At 63.4% G+C, this 15,802-nt stretch carries 16 protein-coding genes; 13 read left to right on the plus strand and 3 right to left on the minus strand.

From position 1 onward, the window contains the following. The 3 genes from sdhA (at position 1) to NKH52_RS18295 (ending at position 3,482) form a co-directional block, all read left to right on the plus strand. Positions 1–1,836: a succinate dehydrogenase flavoprotein subunit gene (gene sdhA / locus NKH52_RS18285; protein ID WP_352735028.1), complete on the plus strand. Its 1,836-nt coding sequence runs from the start codon at positions 1–3 to the stop codon at positions 1,834–1,836. Between the two features lie 9 nt (positions 1,837–1,845). Then, positions 1,846–2,625: a succinate dehydrogenase iron-sulfur subunit gene (locus NKH52_RS18290; RefSeq protein WP_013528877.1), complete on the plus strand. Its 780-nt coding sequence runs from the start codon at positions 1,846–1,848 to the stop codon at positions 2,623–2,625. Positions 2,626–2,852: 227 nt separating this feature from the next. Further along, a complete protein-coding gene (locus NKH52_RS18295) occupies positions 2,853–3,482 on the plus strand; it encodes a YceH family protein (protein ID WP_352735030.1) in 630 nt (209 codons plus the stop codon). A 55-nt stretch (positions 3,483–3,537) separates the two neighbouring features. Here NKH52_RS18295 and NKH52_RS18300 read toward each other — a convergent pair whose 3' ends face one another. Then, positions 3,538–3,963: an OsmC family protein gene (locus NKH52_RS18300; RefSeq protein ID WP_013528883.1), complete on the minus strand. Its 426-nt coding sequence runs from the start codon at positions 3,961–3,963 to the stop codon at positions 3,538–3,540. A gap of 221 nt (positions 3,964–4,184) precedes the next feature. Here NKH52_RS18300 and NKH52_RS18305 point away from each other — a divergent pair, with 221 nt between their 5' ends. The 3 genes from NKH52_RS18305 to NKH52_RS18315 all read left to right on the plus strand — a co-directional run bounded on the left by NKH52_RS18305 (position 4,185) and on the right by NKH52_RS18315 (position 5,427). Beyond that, positions 4,185–4,406 (plus strand): hypothetical protein, encoded by a 222-nt coding sequence (locus tag NKH52_RS18305; protein ID WP_352735033.1) that lies wholly within the window; start codon positions 4,185–4,187, stop codon positions 4,404–4,406. Continuing rightward, the gene (locus tag NKH52_RS18310; protein ID WP_128288545.1) at positions 4,403–4,759 is read left to right on the plus strand and encodes a YciI family protein; all 357 of its coding nucleotides are present in this window, start codon (positions 4,403–4,405) and stop codon (positions 4,757–4,759) included. The genes NKH52_RS18305 and NKH52_RS18310 overlap by 4 nt, the downstream gene beginning before the upstream one ends. Positions 4,760–4,899: 140 nt before the next feature. Then, a complete protein-coding gene (locus NKH52_RS18315; RefSeq protein ID WP_352735035.1) occupies positions 4,900–5,427 on the plus strand; it encodes a hypothetical protein in 528 nt (175 codons plus the stop codon). 10 nt (positions 5,428–5,437) lie between these two features. Here NKH52_RS18315 and NKH52_RS18320 read toward each other — a convergent pair whose 3' ends face one another. Continuing rightward, a complete protein-coding gene (locus NKH52_RS18320) occupies positions 5,438–6,715 on the minus strand; it encodes a ubiquinone biosynthesis hydroxylase (protein ID WP_352735037.1) in 1,278 nt (425 codons plus the stop codon). A 98-nt stretch (positions 6,716–6,813) separates the two neighbouring features. Here NKH52_RS18320 and tesB point away from each other — a divergent pair, with 98 nt between their 5' ends. From tesB to NKH52_RS18355, 7 genes are all read left to right on the plus strand, one after another. Beyond that, positions 6,814–7,689 (plus strand): acyl-CoA thioesterase II, encoded by an 876-nt coding sequence (gene tesB / locus NKH52_RS18325; protein ID WP_013528888.1) that lies wholly within the window; start codon positions 6,814–6,816, stop codon positions 7,687–7,689. 217 nt (positions 7,690–7,906) lie between these two features. Then, complete coding sequence (locus NKH52_RS18330) at positions 7,907–8,245, plus strand: P-II family nitrogen regulator (RefSeq protein WP_352735039.1); 339 nt, start codon at positions 7,907–7,909, stop codon at positions 8,243–8,245. A gap of 31 nt (positions 8,246–8,276) precedes the next feature. Next, positions 8,277–9,632: an ammonium transporter gene (locus tag NKH52_RS18335; RefSeq protein ID WP_502908058.1), complete on the plus strand. Its 1,356-nt coding sequence runs from the start codon at positions 8,277–8,279 to the stop codon at positions 9,630–9,632. A gap of 325 nt (positions 9,633–9,957) precedes the next feature. After that, complete coding sequence (locus NKH52_RS18340; protein ID WP_023811245.1) at positions 9,958–10,233, plus strand: hypothetical protein; 276 nt, start codon at positions 9,958–9,960, stop codon at positions 10,231–10,233. Positions 10,234–10,485: 252 nt separating this feature from the next. After that, positions 10,486–13,161, plus strand: coding sequence for a DNA translocase FtsK (locus NKH52_RS18345; RefSeq protein WP_352735041.1), 2,676 nt, complete (start codon positions 10,486–10,488; stop codon positions 13,159–13,161). Between the two features lie 149 nt (positions 13,162–13,310). Next, positions 13,311–13,994: an outer-membrane lipoprotein carrier protein LolA gene (locus tag NKH52_RS18350; protein ID WP_023811243.1), complete on the plus strand. Its 684-nt coding sequence runs from the start codon at positions 13,311–13,313 to the stop codon at positions 13,992–13,994. Positions 13,995–14,161: 167 nt separating this feature from the next. Beyond that, complete coding sequence (locus NKH52_RS18355) at positions 14,162–14,968, plus strand: exodeoxyribonuclease III (protein WP_352735043.1); 807 nt, start codon at positions 14,162–14,164, stop codon at positions 14,966–14,968. A gap of 29 nt (positions 14,969–14,997) precedes the next feature. Here NKH52_RS18355 and NKH52_RS18360 read toward each other — a convergent pair whose 3' ends face one another. Next, entirely contained in the window at positions 14,998–15,672 is a 675-nt protein-coding gene (locus tag NKH52_RS18360) for a DUF8692 domain-containing protein (protein WP_352735045.1), read from the minus strand. Between the last annotated feature and the right edge of the window lie 130 nt (positions 15,673–15,802).

Below are 15,802 nucleotides of genomic sequence, written 5' to 3' on the forward strand. Positions count from 1 at the left end.
TTGGCCAAGGACGCGACACAAGCCAACAGCGCTGGCTACACTTATGTCGACCACAAGTTTGACGTGGTGGTCGTTGGCGCCGGCGGCGCCGGCCTGCGCGCCACGCTCGGCATGGCCGAACAGGGCCTGCGCACCGCCTGCATCAGCAAGGTGTTCCCGACCCGCTCGCACACGGTGGCGGCGCAAGGCGGCATTGCCGCCTCGCTGTCCAACATGGGTCCCGATTCCTGGCAGTGGCACATGTACGACACCGTCAAGGGCTCGGACTGGTTGGGCGATGTCGACGCCATGGAATATCTGGTGCGCGAAGCGCCGGCTGCGGTCTACGAGCTCGAACATTACGGCGTGCCGTTTTCGCGCACCGAAGAGGGCAAGATCTACCAGCGGCCGTTTGGCGGCCACATGATGAACTACGGCGAAGGCCCGCCGGTGCAGCGCACCTGCGCCGCCGCCGACCGCACCGGCCACGCCATCCTGCACACGCTCTACGGCCAGTCGCTGAAAAACAACGCGCAGTTCTTCATCGAGTATTTCGCGCTCGACCTGATCATGGAGCCGGACGGCACCTGCACCGGTGTCGTCGCCTGGAACCTGGATGACGGGACCATCCACCGCTTCTCGGCCAAGATGGTGGTGCTGGCGACCGGCGGCTATGGCCGCACCTATTTCTCGGCCACCTCGGCGCACACCTGTACCGGCGACGGCGGCGGCATGGCCGCGCGTGCCGGCTTTCCGCTGCAGGACATGGAGTTCGTGCAATTCCACCCGACCGGCATCTATGGCGCCGGCTGCCTGATCACCGAGGGCGCGCGCGGCGAAGGCGGCTATCTCGTCAATTCCGAGGGCGAGCGCTTCATGGAGCGCTATGCGCCGTCAGCCAAGGACCTCGCCTCGCGCGACGTCGTCTCGCGCTGCATGACGCTGGAAATCCGCGAGGGCCGCGGCGTCGGCAAGAACAAGGACCACATCTTCCTGCATCTCGACCATCTCGATCCCGCTGTCCTGCATGAGCGGCTGCCGGGCATTTCGGAATCGGCCAAGATCTTTGCCGGTGTCGACCTGACCAAGGAGCCGATCCCGGTGCTGCCCACGGTCCACTACAATATGGGCGGCGTGCCGACCAACTACTGGGGCGAGGTGCTCAATCCGACGGCGCTCAATCCAGACCAGGTGTCGCCCGGCCTGATGGCTGTCGGCGAAGCCGGCTGCGCCTCCGTGCATGGCGCCAATCGGCTCGGTTCGAATTCGCTGATCGATCTTGTGGTGTTCGGCCGCGCGGCCGCGATCCGCGCCGGCCAGGTCATCGACCGCAAGTCGGCGATCCCTTCACCCAACGAAGCCTCGGTCGAGAAGATCATGGACCGCTTCGACCGGCTGCGCCACGCCAATGGCTCGACGCCGACGGCCAGCTTGCGTGAAAAGATGCAGAAGGCGATGCAGGAAGACGCGGCCGTATTCCGCACGCAGGAGTCGCTCGAAAACGGCTGCAAGCGCATTTCGCAGATCTGGGGCGAGTTGAAGGACATCAAAGTGTCCGACCGCTCGATGATCTGGAACTCCGATCTGGTCGAGACGCTGGAGCTGGAAAACCTGATGGCCAATGCCATCACCACGGTCTACAGCGCCGAGGCGCGCAAGGAGAGCCGTGGCGCGCACGCACGCGAGGACTTTTCGGCGCGCGACGACGCGGTCTGGCGCAAGCATACGTTGGCCAGGCTGAGCGAAGACGGCAAGGTGACGCTCTCCTATCGGCCGGTGCACACCGAGCCGCAGCTGGCGGAAAAGGACGGCGGCATCAGCCTCGCCAAGATCGCGCCGAAGGCCAGAGTGTATTGAGGATCGAAGATGGTTGAACTCACGCTCCCCAAGAATTCGCAGATCAAGCCGGGGAAGACCTGGCCGAAGCCGGAGGGCGCCACCAATCTGCGGGAATACCGCATCTACCGCTGGTCGCCGGACGATGACGAGAACCCGCGCATCGACACCTATTTCGTCGACATGGACGATTGCGGTCCAATGGTGCTCGACGCGCTGCTGTGGATCAAGAACAAGATCGACCCGACGCTGACCTTGCGGCGTTCCTGCCGCGAAGGCATTTGCGGCTCCTGCGCCATGAACATCGACGGTTCCAACACGCTGGCCTGCACCAAGGGCTGCGACGACATTTCCGGCGCGGTGAAAGTCTACCCGCTGCCGCATATGCAGGTGGTCAAGGACCTGGTGCCCGACCTCACCAATTTCTATGCCCAGCATGCCTCGATCCAGCCCTGGCTGAAGACGGTGTCGCCGGAGCCGGCCAAGGAATGGCTGCAAAGCCATGAGGATCGCGAGAAGCTCGACGGGCTCTACGAATGCATATTGTGCGCCTGCTGCTCGACCTCGTGCCCGAGCTATTGGTGGAACGGCGACCGCTATCTCGGCCCGGCAACGCTTCTGCAGGCCTATCGGTGGCTGATCGATAGCCGCGACGAGGCCACCGGTGAGCGGCTCGACAACCTCGAAGACCCGTTCCGGCTCTATCGCTGCCACACCATCATGAACTGCGCGCAGACCTGCCCGAAAGGCCTCAACCCGGCCAAGGCGATCGCCGAGATCAAGAAGATGATGGTGGAGAGAAGGGTTTAGGCGGAGGTTGTTGCAAACTGCGTCCGTCGCGATCCTTCACACCCCCTCTGTCCTGCCGGACATCTCCCCCGCAAGGGGGGAGATTGGCCGTCATCTCGACTTTCGCTAGTCTCCAACGTTGCAAGAATGGATGAACAGCGCTGAAGCTGCCGATCTCCCCCCTTGCGGGGGAGATGTCCGGCAGGACAGAGGGGGGTGCTGTCCCTCCAGGATCAAAGGATAAGCCAATGAGCGATGACCTTCCCATCCTCTCTCCCATCGAAGCCCGCATCCTCGGCTGCCTGATCGAGAAGAAGGAGCTGACGCCGGATGTCTATCCGCTGACGCTCAACGCGGCACTGGCCGCCGCCAACCAGAAGACGGCGCGCGAGCCGGTGATGGCGCTGGAGCAGACCGAGGTGCACCGGGGGCTGAAGCTGCTCGAACAAAAGGGACTGGTGCGGCAGATGTTCGGCTCGCGTGTCGAGCGCTACGAGCACCAGATGGCGCAGCGCTTCTCGCTGACCACGCCGCAGACCGCTTTGATCGGCTTGCTGTTGCTGCGCGGGCCGCAGACGGCCCATGAATTGTCGGCGCGCACGGAGCGCATGGCGCGGTTTTCGTCGATCGAATATCTGCGCGCCGAACTCGACATGCTGATTGGACGTCGGCCGCCACTCATCCAGGAAATCCCGCGCGGACCGGGCCAGCGCGAGGACCGCTACGTGCATCTGCTGAGCGGCCCGGTAGACGTTACCGTCCTTTCGGCGCAGCGAAGTGCATCGGTCCTGCCTGCTTCCGACCTGGAGGCGCGGTTGGAGGCGTTGGAGCAGGAAGTCGCCGCACTGCGTGCCCGGCTGGACGCGCTGGGAGCATAGGTCCCCGGCGCGCGCCTGAGCGTTCGCGCCGGGTCTCACACCGCATGCAGCGTTCTCAGCCGAGCTTGGCGTCGAGCGACACGTTTATGGCGCCGAGCGCCTTCGAGACCGGGCAGCCGGCCTTGGCCTTTTCGGCCAATTCCTTGAATTTCGCCGCGTCGATGCCCGGGACCTTGCCGACCACGGTGAGGGCGCTGCCGGTGATCCCCGTGCCGGGAACCAGCGTCACCACCGCCTTGGCGTCGAGTTCGGTGGCAGGCGTGCCGTTCTCGGCCAGGAAGTGCGAGAACTGCATGGCAAAGCAGCCGGCGTGCGCGGCGGCGATCAGTTCTTCCGGGTTGGTGCCGGATTTGCCGCTCTCGTCCTCGAAGCGCGCCTTGAACGAATAGGGCGTGCCCTTCAGGGTTCCGCTCTGGGTGTCGAGCGTGCCCGTGCCCTCTTTCAGATTGCCTTTCCAGACGGCGTTTGCGGTGCGGTCCATTAATTTCTCCTTATTGCAGCGGTGGCGCCGGCCAGGCGGCGTTCCTCCCAACTATAGCGCGGGCGCGGGGGAAGGCCACCGCGCTGTTTTGCGCGCGCATGCGGCGCCGGCAGGTCTCATCGAATCTTTTTTAAAAAATGTGCGTGCAAAAATGTCGACTTGCATCGGCCCCGACCGTCCTGCGGGCGGCCACGGATTTCTCGTGGCCGATGGAGGCTCACATGAACAATCTGTTTTCTGCCCATTGGACAAGCACCGGCCGAAGGGCTGATCTCGGGGAAAGCGACCCGCTGCAGGTGCCGCCCTCCGGCTTCGGCCGGTTGCTTGCGGCAATTGCCATCATCGGCATTGCGGTCAGCCTTCTCGACCATGTCGCTGCCGGCAAGGACTCAACCGATACCGTGATCGCCTATGGTTCGTCACAGCAAGGGAGCTGGAAATGAAATATGTCTGTCTGGTCTATGGCGAGGAAAACGACCTTCATGCCATGACGCCGGAGCGTCTGGCCAAGCTCGATGCCGATTCGATGGCTCACGACCGGTCCTTGGATCAGCGTGGGATGCTGATCGTCGCGCAGGCGCTGCAATCGGTGAAGACGTCGAAGACGGTGCGGCGACGCCAGGGCAAGCGACTGATCACCGACGGCCCGTTCGCCGAAACCAAGGAGCAGTTGCTCGGCTTCGTCATGATCGAGGCCGATAATCTCGACCAGGCGCTGGAGATCGCCGGCGAGATCCCGCTGGCCGAAATCGGCACCATCGAGGTGCGGGCGATCTACGATGTGCCGGGGTCATAGCCTCCGCCATGTGCTACAGCCACGTGGAAACCAAGGCGTTCGACTGAACGATCGTCCTGGTTCATTTCGTGCGCAACTTTTGCGTGTTGAAGCAAGGCGAGAGTTCTCCTATCGTCGCCGGGGTTCTTGGGGATTTCGACATGCCTTTCCTGATTGCTATCCTTGGCGTGATGGGCGCGGCGGCGTTCTGGTGGTACCGGATGAAGGCGATGAACGACGCGGCTCGCGAGGTTGCGGACGTCGTCGGGCGCGTGCAGGGCAATATTCGTCGCAAGAAGCTGCGCAAGCAGGCGGCGCTGTCGCCGCTGACGGCGATCGATGACCCGGTCGTCGCGGCGGCTACGCTGATCACATCAATCGTCTCCGAGGATGGGCCCATCCTGCCGCAGCGCGAGGCTGTCATCCGCGCGGTGATTTCCGAGATCGCCGACAAGAAGAAGACCGACGAGGCGGTGATCTATGCCAAATGGGCGGCGGCGCAAGTCGACGACACCACCGTTGTCATCGACAGACTGGCGCCGTTCCTGCGCGAACGTCTCGATGTCGCCGAGCGAAACGATCTGCTGCAGATGGTCAACCGCGCCGCCCAGGGCGGCGAGAAACGCATCGAAATATCCGACCAGAGGATATTGCGGCTGCGGCAGAAGCTGGGTTTCGAGGTCAACTGAGCGACAGCGCTCAGATCGCCTCGCCCTTCAACAATCGCGGCGTGCTGGCGGACAGTCCCGACGCCTGCCGGATAAAAAAATCCTTCAGGCGCGGCATGCGTTCGACGAGGCCGAGGCCGATGTCGCGGGCGGTTCGCAGCGGGCCGATATCGTTGGAAAACAGCCGGTTCAGCGCGTCCGTGGTGATGCCCATCTGCACCGTGTCGAAGCGGCGCCACTGCTGGTAGCGTTCGAGGACGTCGAGCGCGCCGATGTCCTGGCCGAGCCGGTCGGCCTCGACGATCACCTCGGCAAGGGCTGCGACATCCTTGAAGCCGAGATTGAGGCCCTGGCCGGCGATCGGGTGGATGCCGTGGGCGGCATCGCCGGCGAGCGCGATGCGGGGTGCGACGAAGGCACGCGCAATGGTCAAGCCGAGCGGCCAGGCGCGCGGCTTATCGGCAACGCGGATCTCGCCAAGCTTCAGGCCAAAACGCTGCTCCAGCTCGTGTTCGAAGAGGAGATCGTCACCGGCCACCAGCTTCTCGGCATCGGGCGTACGTTCGACCCAGACGATCGACGAACGGTTGGTGCCGTCCTCACCGGGCTTGAGCGGCAATGTGGCGAAGGGGCCGGCCGGCAGGAAATGCTCTTCAGCGCGACCGTTGTGCGGGCGTTCATGCGCCACGGTGCAGACGATGCCGGACTGGCCATATTCCCACTTCACCGTCTTGATGCCGGCCATGTCGCGCAGCTTCGAGTTGACGCCGTCGGCGGCGACCAGCAGCCGGGCCTTCAGCGTCGCGCCGTCGGCAAGATGCACGGTGATACCGGCGCCGTTGGTTTCGAAACCCTGCACGGCGACGCCTTCGATGATGTCGATGCCGAGCTTTTCGGCGCTGGCCCGCAAGGCGCCGTTCAGCACCCTGTTGGCGACCATATGCGCAAAAGGCTCGCCCGGCGCCACTTCGCCGTCGAAGGTCAGGAACACCGGACGCACCGGATCGGCGGTGCGCGAATCCGTGATGATCATCTCGGTGATCGCTTGCGCCTGCGGTGCGATCTCGGCCCACACGCCGAGCTGGTCGAGCATGCGGCAGGCGGCGGCGGCAATGGCCGAGGCGCGGCCATCCCTTTGCCAGGCGCCGGCAGGTGCGGCATCGACGAGAGCGACGGCGAGACCCGGTCGCGCCTGCTTCAGCGACACGGCGGCGGCCAGGCCGACATAGCCGGCGCCGGCGACCAGGACATCGAGCCCAGATCTTGTTTTCACGTTTGCCCCGGTTTTCGTGTCCGCCTTGCGTTCCATCATCTTCGCTCCTGCGCGCCGGCCGGGTCTTGCGCCCTTGACTGCCTGTCCGTCCTGTCGGAAACCGCCATAACACTTCTGCGGCGAGGGCGCGAAATATGACGGCAGCCATGGACGAGCTTCTCGGCATTCTCGACCTCGAGAAGCTGGAACACAATCTGTATCGTGGTCGCAGCCCGCTGCTCGACTGGCAGCGCGTGTTCGGCGGCCAGACCATCGCCCAGGCGCTGGTGGCGGCGCAGCGGACAGTGGATCCCGATCGGTACGTGCATTCGCTGCACGGCTATTTCATGCGGCCTGGCGACACCAAGGTGCCGATCGTCTACGAGGTCGACCGTATTCGCGACGGCGGCTCCTTCACCACGCGGCGCGTGGTGGCGGTCCAGCACGGCCAGGCGATCTTTTCGCTCGAAGCTTCGTTCCAGCAGGATGAGGTCGGCCTGGAGCACCAGGTGCCGATGCCGCAGGACGTTCCGGGGCCGGACACATTGCTGTCGCAACGCGAATTGCTGGGCAAATTCGGCGAGGCGGTGCCCGATGGCATCAAACGCTACTGGGAGCGCGACCGGCCGATCGAAATGAAGCCGGTGATGCTCAAGCATTACACCAGCCGCGAAAAACTGGAGCCAAAGCAGAACATCTGGATCCGCACCACCGGTCCGGTACCGGCGGACCGCGCCATCCAGGCGGCGGTGCTCGCCTATCTTTCCGACATGACGCTGCTCGACACATCGACCTTCGCGCATGGCCGCGCCATTTTCGACCGCGATATCCAGGCGGCGAGCCTCGACCACGCCATGTGGTTCCATCGCAGTCATGCGCTCGACGACTGGATGCTCTACACGCAGGACAGCCCGTCGACACAGGGGTCGCGCGGCTTTACACGCGGGTCGCTGTTTGCCCGCGACGGCACGCTGATCGCCTCGGTTGCGCAGGAAGGGCTGATCCGGCTGAAGCGATCGCCTGCAGAGTAGGCATTTTTCAAAAAATGCCCAATTTTTAAGCAGATGCATCGCCGCAGCTATCAACAGGTTGCGTCGGAACGCTCCTCAATCTCTTTGTTTACAATGGGTTAACACACTGCTTCGGCACTTGGCACGGAGCTTGAATCCTCGTGGGCACTCTCCGGCTTTTTAGGATCGGTGAAGGTGTGCAAACGCGGGGGACCGCAACAGCGAAGGGTGAAACCTTATGAAAATTGTGATGGCAATCATCAAGCCGTTCAAGCTCGACGAGGTACGCGAAGCGCTTACCGCCGTCGGCATCCAAGGCCTGACCGTCACCGAAGTCAAAGGCTACGGGCGTCAGAAAGGGCATACGGAGATCTATCGCGGGGCGGAATACGCGGTCAGCTTCCTGCCGAAGATCAAGATCGAAGTCGCCGTCAGTTCCGACATGGTGGACAAGGCTGTCGAAGCCATCACCTCCGCCGCCAAGACCGGCCAGATCGGCGACGGCAAGATCTTCGTTTTCGGCATCGATCAGGCGGTGCGCATCCGCACCGGCGAAACAGACACCGACGCGCTCTGAGCGGCGATCACGTATTCCAATGGAGAGTTCAATGAATATTCCTTCCACCTTGAAGTCAGCGGCGCGCTCCGCGCTGCTCGGCTCGTTCGCGCTCGGAGCATTGGGCACGGTCGCCGCATTCGCGCAGGAAGCGGCACCGGCCGCGGCCGCTGCAGCGCCAGCTGCTGCCCCGACCCCGGTGCTCGACACCGGCAACACCGCCTGGATGCTGACCTCGACGGCGCTGGTGCTGATGATGACCATTCCGGGCCTGGCGCTGTTCTACGGCGGCATGGTGCGCAAGAAGAACGTGCTTGCCACCGTCATGCAGAGCTTCGCCATCACCTGTCTGGTGACGGTGCTGTGGTTCATGTTCGGCTATTCGCTGGCCTTCTCCGATGGCGGCGGCATGAACGCCTATCTCGGCGGCACCTCCAAGTTCTTCCATCACGGCATCACCACGGCCTCGCTATGGCTTCCGGGCGTCGCCAACATTCCTGAATTCGTGTTCTCGATGTTCCAGATGACGTTTGCCATCATCACGCCGGCGCTCATTGCCGGCGCCTTCGCCGAACGCATGAAGTTCTCGGCGCTGCTGATCTTCACGGCATTGTGGCTGCTGGTCGTCTACGTGCCGATCGCGCATTGGGTCTGGGGTGGTGGCTTCCTCGGATCGGCGGGCGTGCTCGACTTTGCCGGCGGTACGGTCGTTCACATCAACGCCGGTGTCGCCGGTCTGGTCTGTGCGCTGGTTCTCGGCAAGCGCGAAGGCTACGGCACCACCAACATGGCGCCGCATAACCTGGTCTATTCGGTGATCGGCGCTTCGCTGCTGTGGGTCGGCTGGTTCGGCTTCAACGCCGGTTCGGAACTGGCAGCCGACGGTCTTGCTGGCGCCGCCATGCTCAACACCCAGGTTGCCACCGCCGCGGCGGCACTGGCCTGGATGTTCGCCGAATGGATCGTCGCCAAGAAGCCTTCCGTGCTCGGCATCATCTCGGGTGCGGTTGCCGGCCTGGTGGCGGTGACGCCCGCTTCCGGCTTCGTCAACCCGACCGGTGCCTTCATCGTCGGCATCGTGGCGGGCGTCGTCTGCTACCTCTCGGCGGTCAAGGTCAAGCACATGTTCGGCTATGACGACTCGCTCGATGCCTTCGGCGTGCATGGCGTCGGCGGTGTGATCGGCGCTCTGCTCACCGGCGTGCTCGCCGACCCGGCGATCAACAGCCTCGGCGCAGGTGCTTCGCTCGGCAAGCAGATCTACGGCGTTGCCGTCACCATCGTGTGGACGGGCATTGCCACCTTCGTGCTCCTCTACATCGTCAAGGCGCTGGTCGGCCTGCGTCCGACGACCCAGGAAGAGGTCGAAGGCCTCGACATCTCCCAGCATGGCGAAGTGGTGCCGTAAGGCCAGCTTAGCCTCGGGGCCGGCGGAACCCTCCTCCCGCCGGCCCCTTATCTCCTCGCAATCCCGAACGGAAACGCTGCACGGTTCTCCCGGAATTGCTTTGAAAAAATCCCGTCGTGACGCTCCCGAAAGGAGTTCACGCATTGAGGCCCGGATCGCATCCGGGCCTCTTTTTTTGGCAAGCCGTTCCGGCAATGCCCGTCTTGGCGCAATCACGTTCGTGTGATCAGGTTTTTTGAGGAAACAACGACCGCTCTGGTTCCGAACTGGGGGGACGATCGTCGTTCTGACGCTCGTGCCAAACAACAGGGAAGGAAACCATCTCATGAACCTCAAGAACATCTGTCTGGGAGCGCTCGCTCTTTCCATGATCGGCGGCGTGGCGTTCGCCGGTGCTCTGGATGAGCCCGACAACATGGCGCCGTTCTTCACGGATTCCGGCATGAAAACCATGAAGCCGATGGCGGATTTCAAGACAGCTTTCATGGCCATGCCGATGGAAAAGCAGGAAGCGATGAAGAAGGAATGCCAGGATGCGGCGATGAGCAAGCCGTATGCGGAATTCTGCGCCAATGTGCAGGCGCTCGGCGGCGCCAACTGATTTACCGCGATCGGGCCGAGGCCCGATCTTTGTTCCAGACGACAATGGCGGGCCGGCAGCCCGCCATTGTTTCGTTCGATGGAAGCTCCCTCGTCCGTCATTGCTTCATACGGCTCAACCGGGGGTAATGAGGTTTGAGCGTCTCAACCTCTTATAGTTAATGCGGCCTTAACCTTCCCACCGATAGTCTGAGGCCCGAATCTGCCGGAGTGCGCCACGCACCCGGCGAGACCATGACAGACGGGGAAGAGCATGCGTTCAGGGGCTTCAGCACCGCTCGCGCTGGCCGATACGGGGCACGGCATCCAGGCGTTCGCGCGGCGTCAGGTCGGGCGGCTGGTCGGCGTCGGCCTGTTCGCGCTGGCCGCCTTTGGCGTTGCCAGCCTTGCCACCTGGAATGTCGCCGATCCGAGTTTCTCCCACGCGACGAACAACACCGTCACCAATGCCATGGGCTATGCGGGTGCCGTGTTCTCCGACCTCGCCATGCAGTTCTTCGGCCTCGCCGCCGTCGCCGCCCTGGTTCCGACGGTCATCTGGGGATTCCTGCTGTTTTCCGCGCGCGGCGTCGACAGGCTGCCCAAGCGCGGGCTGTCCTGGTTCGGCTTCGCGCTGTTGGCCGCGGCGATGGTCGGCTGCGTCGTGCCGCCCAAGACCTGGCCGCTGCCCACAGGCCTCGGCGGCGTGTTCGGCGACATGGTGCTGAAGATCCCCGGCGTCGTCATCGGCGGCTATCCGACCGGGCTGATCGCCAGCATCATCGCCATCCTGCTGTCGGCGCCCGCGCTGTGGCTCTTCGCCCATGGCTCGGCGCTGATCGGTCGCAAGAACGGCTTCGCCGTCATGGAGGACGAGCCCGCTGCCGATCCGCGCGAGGACGACCTGTTGTTCGACAATGATGAGGACGAAGGCGACGAGGGCATCCTGGCGCTTGGCGCCATCACCCATTGGTGGCTGTCGCTGCGCGCGTGGATGCACCGCCGCGCCGTGCGCCGCAGGCAGGAGCGGGACGAGTACGAGCCGGAAATGGAGCAGCGCTCCACCGCCTGGCGGCGCGCCGCCGAACGGGTCGAATCGGCCGAGTTCGCCGAGCAGCGGATGAGCCAGGATGGCCGCGCCCGCGTCGAGCCGGAATTCTTCGCCGCCATGGTCAATGACCGCAGCGCCTCGCTCGACCCCGACGATGCCGATATCTTCGACGACCGCTTCGACAATGCGGGCGAGGATGCCGATTTCGACGATGAGCCTGTCGTGCAACGCCGCGGCGCGCCGGCCGCCAAGGTGCAGCCGTTCCGCTCCGATGCCGCCACCCGTGTCGAGGCGCCGGCGCCGCGTCCGGCTCCAGGCGCCCGCGTGCAGCGCGAGGCGCAGACATCGCTGATCGGCTCGGAAAAGTTCGAAATGCCGTCGCTGCATTTCCTGTCCGAGCCAAAGAACGTGGTGCGCGACGCCAGCCTGTCCAAGGACGCGCTGGAACAGAATGCGCGCCTGCTCGAAGGCGTCTTGGAGGATTTCGGCGTCAAGGGCGAGATCATCGCCGTCCGTCCGGGTCCGGTGGTCACGCTCTATGAGCTCGAACCGGCGCCCGGCATCAAATCGTCGCGGGTCATCGGCCTGTCCGACGACATCGCCCGCTCGATGAGCGCCATCGCCTGCCGCGTCGCCGTTGTGCCAGGCCGCAACGCCATCGGCATCGAACTGCCGAACGCCAAGCGCGAGACCGTCTATCTCAGGGAGATCCTGGCCAGCCGCGACTTCGAGACCACGAAGGCCAAGCTCGCGCTGGCACTGGGCAAAACCATCAATGGCGAGGCGGTCATCGTCGACATCGCCAAGATGCCGCACGTGCTTGTCGCCGGCACCACCGGCTCGGGCAAATCGGTCGCCATCAACACCATGATCCTGTCGCTGCTCTACCGGCTGACGCCGCAGGACTGCCGGCTGATCATGATCGATCCGAAAATGCTGGAACTCTCGGTCTATGACGGCATCCCACATCTGCTCACGCCCGTCGTCACCGATCCGAAGAAGGCCGTGGTGGCGCTGAAATGGACCGTGCGCGAGATGGAGGACCGCTACCGCAAGATGTCTAAGGTCGGCGTGCGCAATATCGACGGCTTCAATGCCCGCGTCAGCCAGGCGGACAAGAAGGGCGAGAAAATCTCGCGCACCGTGCAGACCGGCTTCGACCGTCAGACCGGCGAGGCGATCTACGAGACCGAGAACCTCGATCTCGAGCCGATGCCCTATATCGTCGTCATCATCGACGAGATGGCCGACCTGATGATGGTCGCCGGCAAGGACATCGAAGGTGCCGTGCAGCGTCTGGCGCAAATGGCGCGCGCCGCCGGCATCCATGTCATCATGGCGACGCAGCGGCCGTCGGTCGACGTCATCACAGGCACCATCAAGGCCAATTTCCCAACCCGCATCTCCTTCCAGGTGACGTCGAAGATCGACAGCCGCACCATTCTGGGCGAGCAGGGCGCCGAGCAGCTGCTTGGCATGGGCGATATGCTCTACATGGCCGGCGGCGGCCGCATCCAGCGCGTCCACGGCCCGTTCGTCGCCGATGAAGAGGTCGAGAAGATCGTTGCGCATCTGAAGCTGCAGGGCGTGCCGGAATATCTCGACGCCATCACCGAGGATGATAGCGAGGACGACGACGAGCCGTCGGGCAAGGGTGGTTCCGGCGGCGGTGGCGGCAACAGCAATTTCGAGGATTCCGACGATCCTTACGACCAGGCGGTCTCCGTGGTGCTGCGCGACGGCAAGGCCTCGACCAGCTATATCCAGCGCCGGCTGGGCATCGGCTACAACCGCGCCGCTTCGATCATCGAGAAGATGGAGAAGGAAGGTATCGTCGGCCCGGCCAACCATGCCGGCAAGCGCGAGATCCTGGTGCCGACCGAAGAGGACAAGTTCTGACTGGAAAGCCTGACCCTTGTGACATCCCGGTCCGGCAACCTTGAACCTTTCAAGGCGTTGAAGCGACCAAGGGACGCCTGACCCGCCAAATTTCAGCCTAACTGGGGGTCCAAGCACAACAACTCAGGAATTGGATGAGAGTGACCGACATGAAAAACGATCTTTCAGCGCTCAGCACATTTGCTCCCTCCCGGCGTCAGTTGCTGGGCCTCGGCCTGGCGTTTGCGGGGGCGGCAGCCTTCAACGCGGTGCCCGGCTTCCAGGTGCTGGCCTCGGCGCAGGCGGCCGTGCCGGCCGCGGCACAGAAGATCGCCGACCACTTTTCCTCGGTCAAATCGATGAGCGGCGAATTCGTGCAGTTCGGCCCCAAGGGCGAGCAGACCGGCGGCAAGTTCTTCCTCGAACGACCAGGCAAGATCCGCTTCAACTATGACGGCTCTTCAAACTTCCGGGTGATTTCAGACGGCCAGTCGGTGGTCATCCTGAACAAGAGGCTCAACACGTCCGATCTCTATCCGTTGTCGAAGACGCCTCTGAAGCTGCTGCTCGACACCAGGATCGACCTCTCCGGCGACCGCGTCAAAAGCGTCAAGCAGGAGGATGACCTCACCACCATCCAGCTCGCCGACAAATCGGTGTTCGGCAATTCGAAGATCACCATGATGTTCGATCCGAAAACCTTCGACTTGCGGCAGTGGACGATCACCGACGCGCAGGGCAAGGATACGACGGTGATGATCTTCAACACCAAGGAAGGCGTCAGCTTCGCGCCGGATACTTTCGCCATCGACTACACGGCGAACCGCGAGCTCAACACCAACAAGGCGCGCTAACCCAGTTGTTATAGCTGTGGAAAGCACCGGGCCGCGCCTCGTCGGGCGTTGCCCGGCTTGTCTTTGCGGCCCGCGGCTGGCAATTTCCCGGACTGACTCCGTCAAAAGGCGTCTTCCCCGCCGGAACCCATCGGTTCTGGCCGGCTGCACGCTGTCCTGGATTGCCAATGCCCTTTTCCGTCGCCACCTGGAACATCAACTCCGTTCGCCTGCGCATGCCGATCGTCGAGCGCCTGCTCGTCGAGCATGCGCCCGACGTGCTGTGCCTGCAGGAAACCAAGGTTCCCGACGAACTGTTTCCCGAAAAGGCTTTCCGCAAGCTCGGCTATGAGCACATCGCTTTCCATGGCCAGAAGGGCTACCACGGCGTCGCGACGGTGGCGCGGCGGCCGATCGAAGTGGTCGAAAAGCGACGCTTTTGCGAGATAGAGGACAGCCGGCACCTCTCGGTCACGGTGCGGGCCGGCGGCAAGGCGATCCTGCTCCACAATTTCTACGTTCCGGCGGGCGGCGACGAACCGGATCCCGTCATCAACAGGAAGTTCAAGCACAAGCTCGACTTCGTCGCCGAGATGAATGCCATCCGGGCAGAACATGACGAGGTGTCCGGCTCGGTGCTGGTCGGCGACCTCAATATCGCCCCGCTCGAACATGACGTCTGGTCGCACAAGCAATTGCTCAACGTGGTCAGCCACACGCCGGTCGAGACGGAAAATTTCGAGGCGATGCGTCGCGCCGGCAACTGGGTCGACCTGATGCGGCTCAACGTGCCGCATGAGCAGAAGCTCTACACCTGGTGGAGCTATCGCGCGCAGGATTGGGAGCTGTCCAATCGCGGCCGCCGTCTCGACCACGTCTGGTCGTCGCCAAACCTGGTGCCCAGCTTTTCCGGCTACGAAATCCTGCGTCCGGCGCGCGGCTGGAAGCGCCCGTCGGACCATGTGCCTGTGATCGCGCGGTTCGATTTGGACTAGCCTGCTCGAAGATGCGGGGCCTGCGGCAGTCAGTCGGTAGAGGTGGAGTCGGCTGGATCCACCCACGGACGGCCCAATCGTGTCACCATCGCCGCGTACCCAACGGCACCTGCCGCCCAAAGGAAGATGCCAAGCTCTTTGACGACGTCTTCGGCGATGGCGGCCGCAGAGCCAGGGGTAGGAAACAGCTCTCCGAGCTGGTCAATCGATGCTGACATCGCGAGCAGGAAGCCTGCGGCCACAAAGACGATCGTGCCGTCGAATGTCTTTCGTCGCAGCCGAAAGAACCAGAACAACCCGGCGGCGGCGTAGACAATCATCGGAACGATCTCCGGTATCCCTACAATGGGCAGCACGTCCTCATGGATCAACAACAGGTCATCGAGGCCCAAGAACAGGGTAAGGCCGCCGAGAAACGTGCAATCCCATCGATGCGTGAGCAGGCCAGCAAACAGGGTCGCAGCGCCGGTGCCGATCCATAGCGAAGCACCCAGGGACGAAATCCACCCCGTATAGAAGCCGACTTCGGCGGCTGCAGATGGATCTCGATAAAAGATCCAAGCGTCCAGGCCACGAATTTCCGCGATGAACAGCGCGGCTAAGAGCATCGCAACATTAATCGCCGTCGCCGCCAGTACGACCAAGCGCCAGGCTATTATCCATTCGCCGCCATGCTTTGTGTTCAGCGCGTTGTTCTCTGGCATTGCTATTCTCATTGAGGACTGAGAGGAACTCCACTGGAACCAAAGTACGACAGCCGCCAGATCTGCCGCCGAGAACTCCGCCTGCATTGTGCCGGTGGTCACCATGGTTGCAGCGCTTCGTCCCACCGAA

It is taken from the genome of Mesorhizobium sp. M1066 (assembly GCF_040318635.1).
Lineage (GTDB): Bacteria > Pseudomonadota > Alphaproteobacteria > Rhizobiales > Rhizobiaceae > Mesorhizobium.

Excerpts from the sequence above, each read along its gene's own strand:
- NKH52_RS18290 (WP_013528877.1), top strand. The coding sequence starts at position 1,846 with ATGGTTGAACTCACGCTCCCCAAGAATTCGCAGATCAAGCCGGGGAAG.
- NKH52_RS18295 (WP_352735030.1), top strand. The coding sequence starts at position 2,853 with ATGAGCGATGACCTTCCCATCCTCTCTCCCATCGAAGCCCGCATCCTC.
- NKH52_RS18300 (WP_013528883.1), bottom strand. The coding sequence starts at position 3,963 with ATGGACCGCACCGCAAACGCCGTCTGGAAAGGCAATCTGAAAGAGGGC.
- NKH52_RS18305 (WP_352735033.1), top strand. The coding sequence starts at position 4,185 with ATGAACAATCTGTTTTCTGCCCATTGGACAAGCACCGGCCGAAGGGCT.
- NKH52_RS18310 (WP_128288545.1), top strand. The coding sequence starts at position 4,403 with ATGAAATATGTCTGTCTGGTCTATGGCGAGGAAAACGACCTTCATGCC.
- NKH52_RS18315 (WP_352735035.1), top strand. The coding sequence starts at position 4,900 with ATGCCTTTCCTGATTGCTATCCTTGGCGTGATGGGCGCGGCGGCGTTC.
- NKH52_RS18320 (WP_352735037.1), bottom strand. The coding sequence starts at position 6,715 with ATGGAACGCAAGGCGGACACGAAAACCGGGGCAAACGTGAAAACAAGA.
- tesB (WP_013528888.1), top strand. The coding sequence starts at position 6,814 with ATGACGGCAGCCATGGACGAGCTTCTCGGCATTCTCGACCTCGAGAAG.
- NKH52_RS18330 (WP_352735039.1), top strand. The coding sequence starts at position 7,907 with ATGAAAATTGTGATGGCAATCATCAAGCCGTTCAAGCTCGACGAGGTA.
- NKH52_RS18335 (WP_502908058.1), top strand. The coding sequence starts at position 8,277 with ATGAATATTCCTTCCACCTTGAAGTCAGCGGCGCGCTCCGCGCTGCTC.
- NKH52_RS18340 (WP_023811245.1), top strand. The coding sequence starts at position 9,958 with ATGAACCTCAAGAACATCTGTCTGGGAGCGCTCGCTCTTTCCATGATC.
- NKH52_RS18345 (WP_352735041.1), top strand. The coding sequence starts at position 10,486 with ATGCGTTCAGGGGCTTCAGCACCGCTCGCGCTGGCCGATACGGGGCAC.
- NKH52_RS18350 (WP_023811243.1), top strand. The coding sequence starts at position 13,311 with ATGAAAAACGATCTTTCAGCGCTCAGCACATTTGCTCCCTCCCGGCGT.
- NKH52_RS18355 (WP_352735043.1), top strand. The coding sequence starts at position 14,162 with ATGCCCTTTTCCGTCGCCACCTGGAACATCAACTCCGTTCGCCTGCGC.
- NKH52_RS18360 (WP_352735045.1), bottom strand. The coding sequence starts at position 15,672 with ATGCCAGAGAACAACGCGCTGAACACAAAGCATGGCGGCGAATGGATA.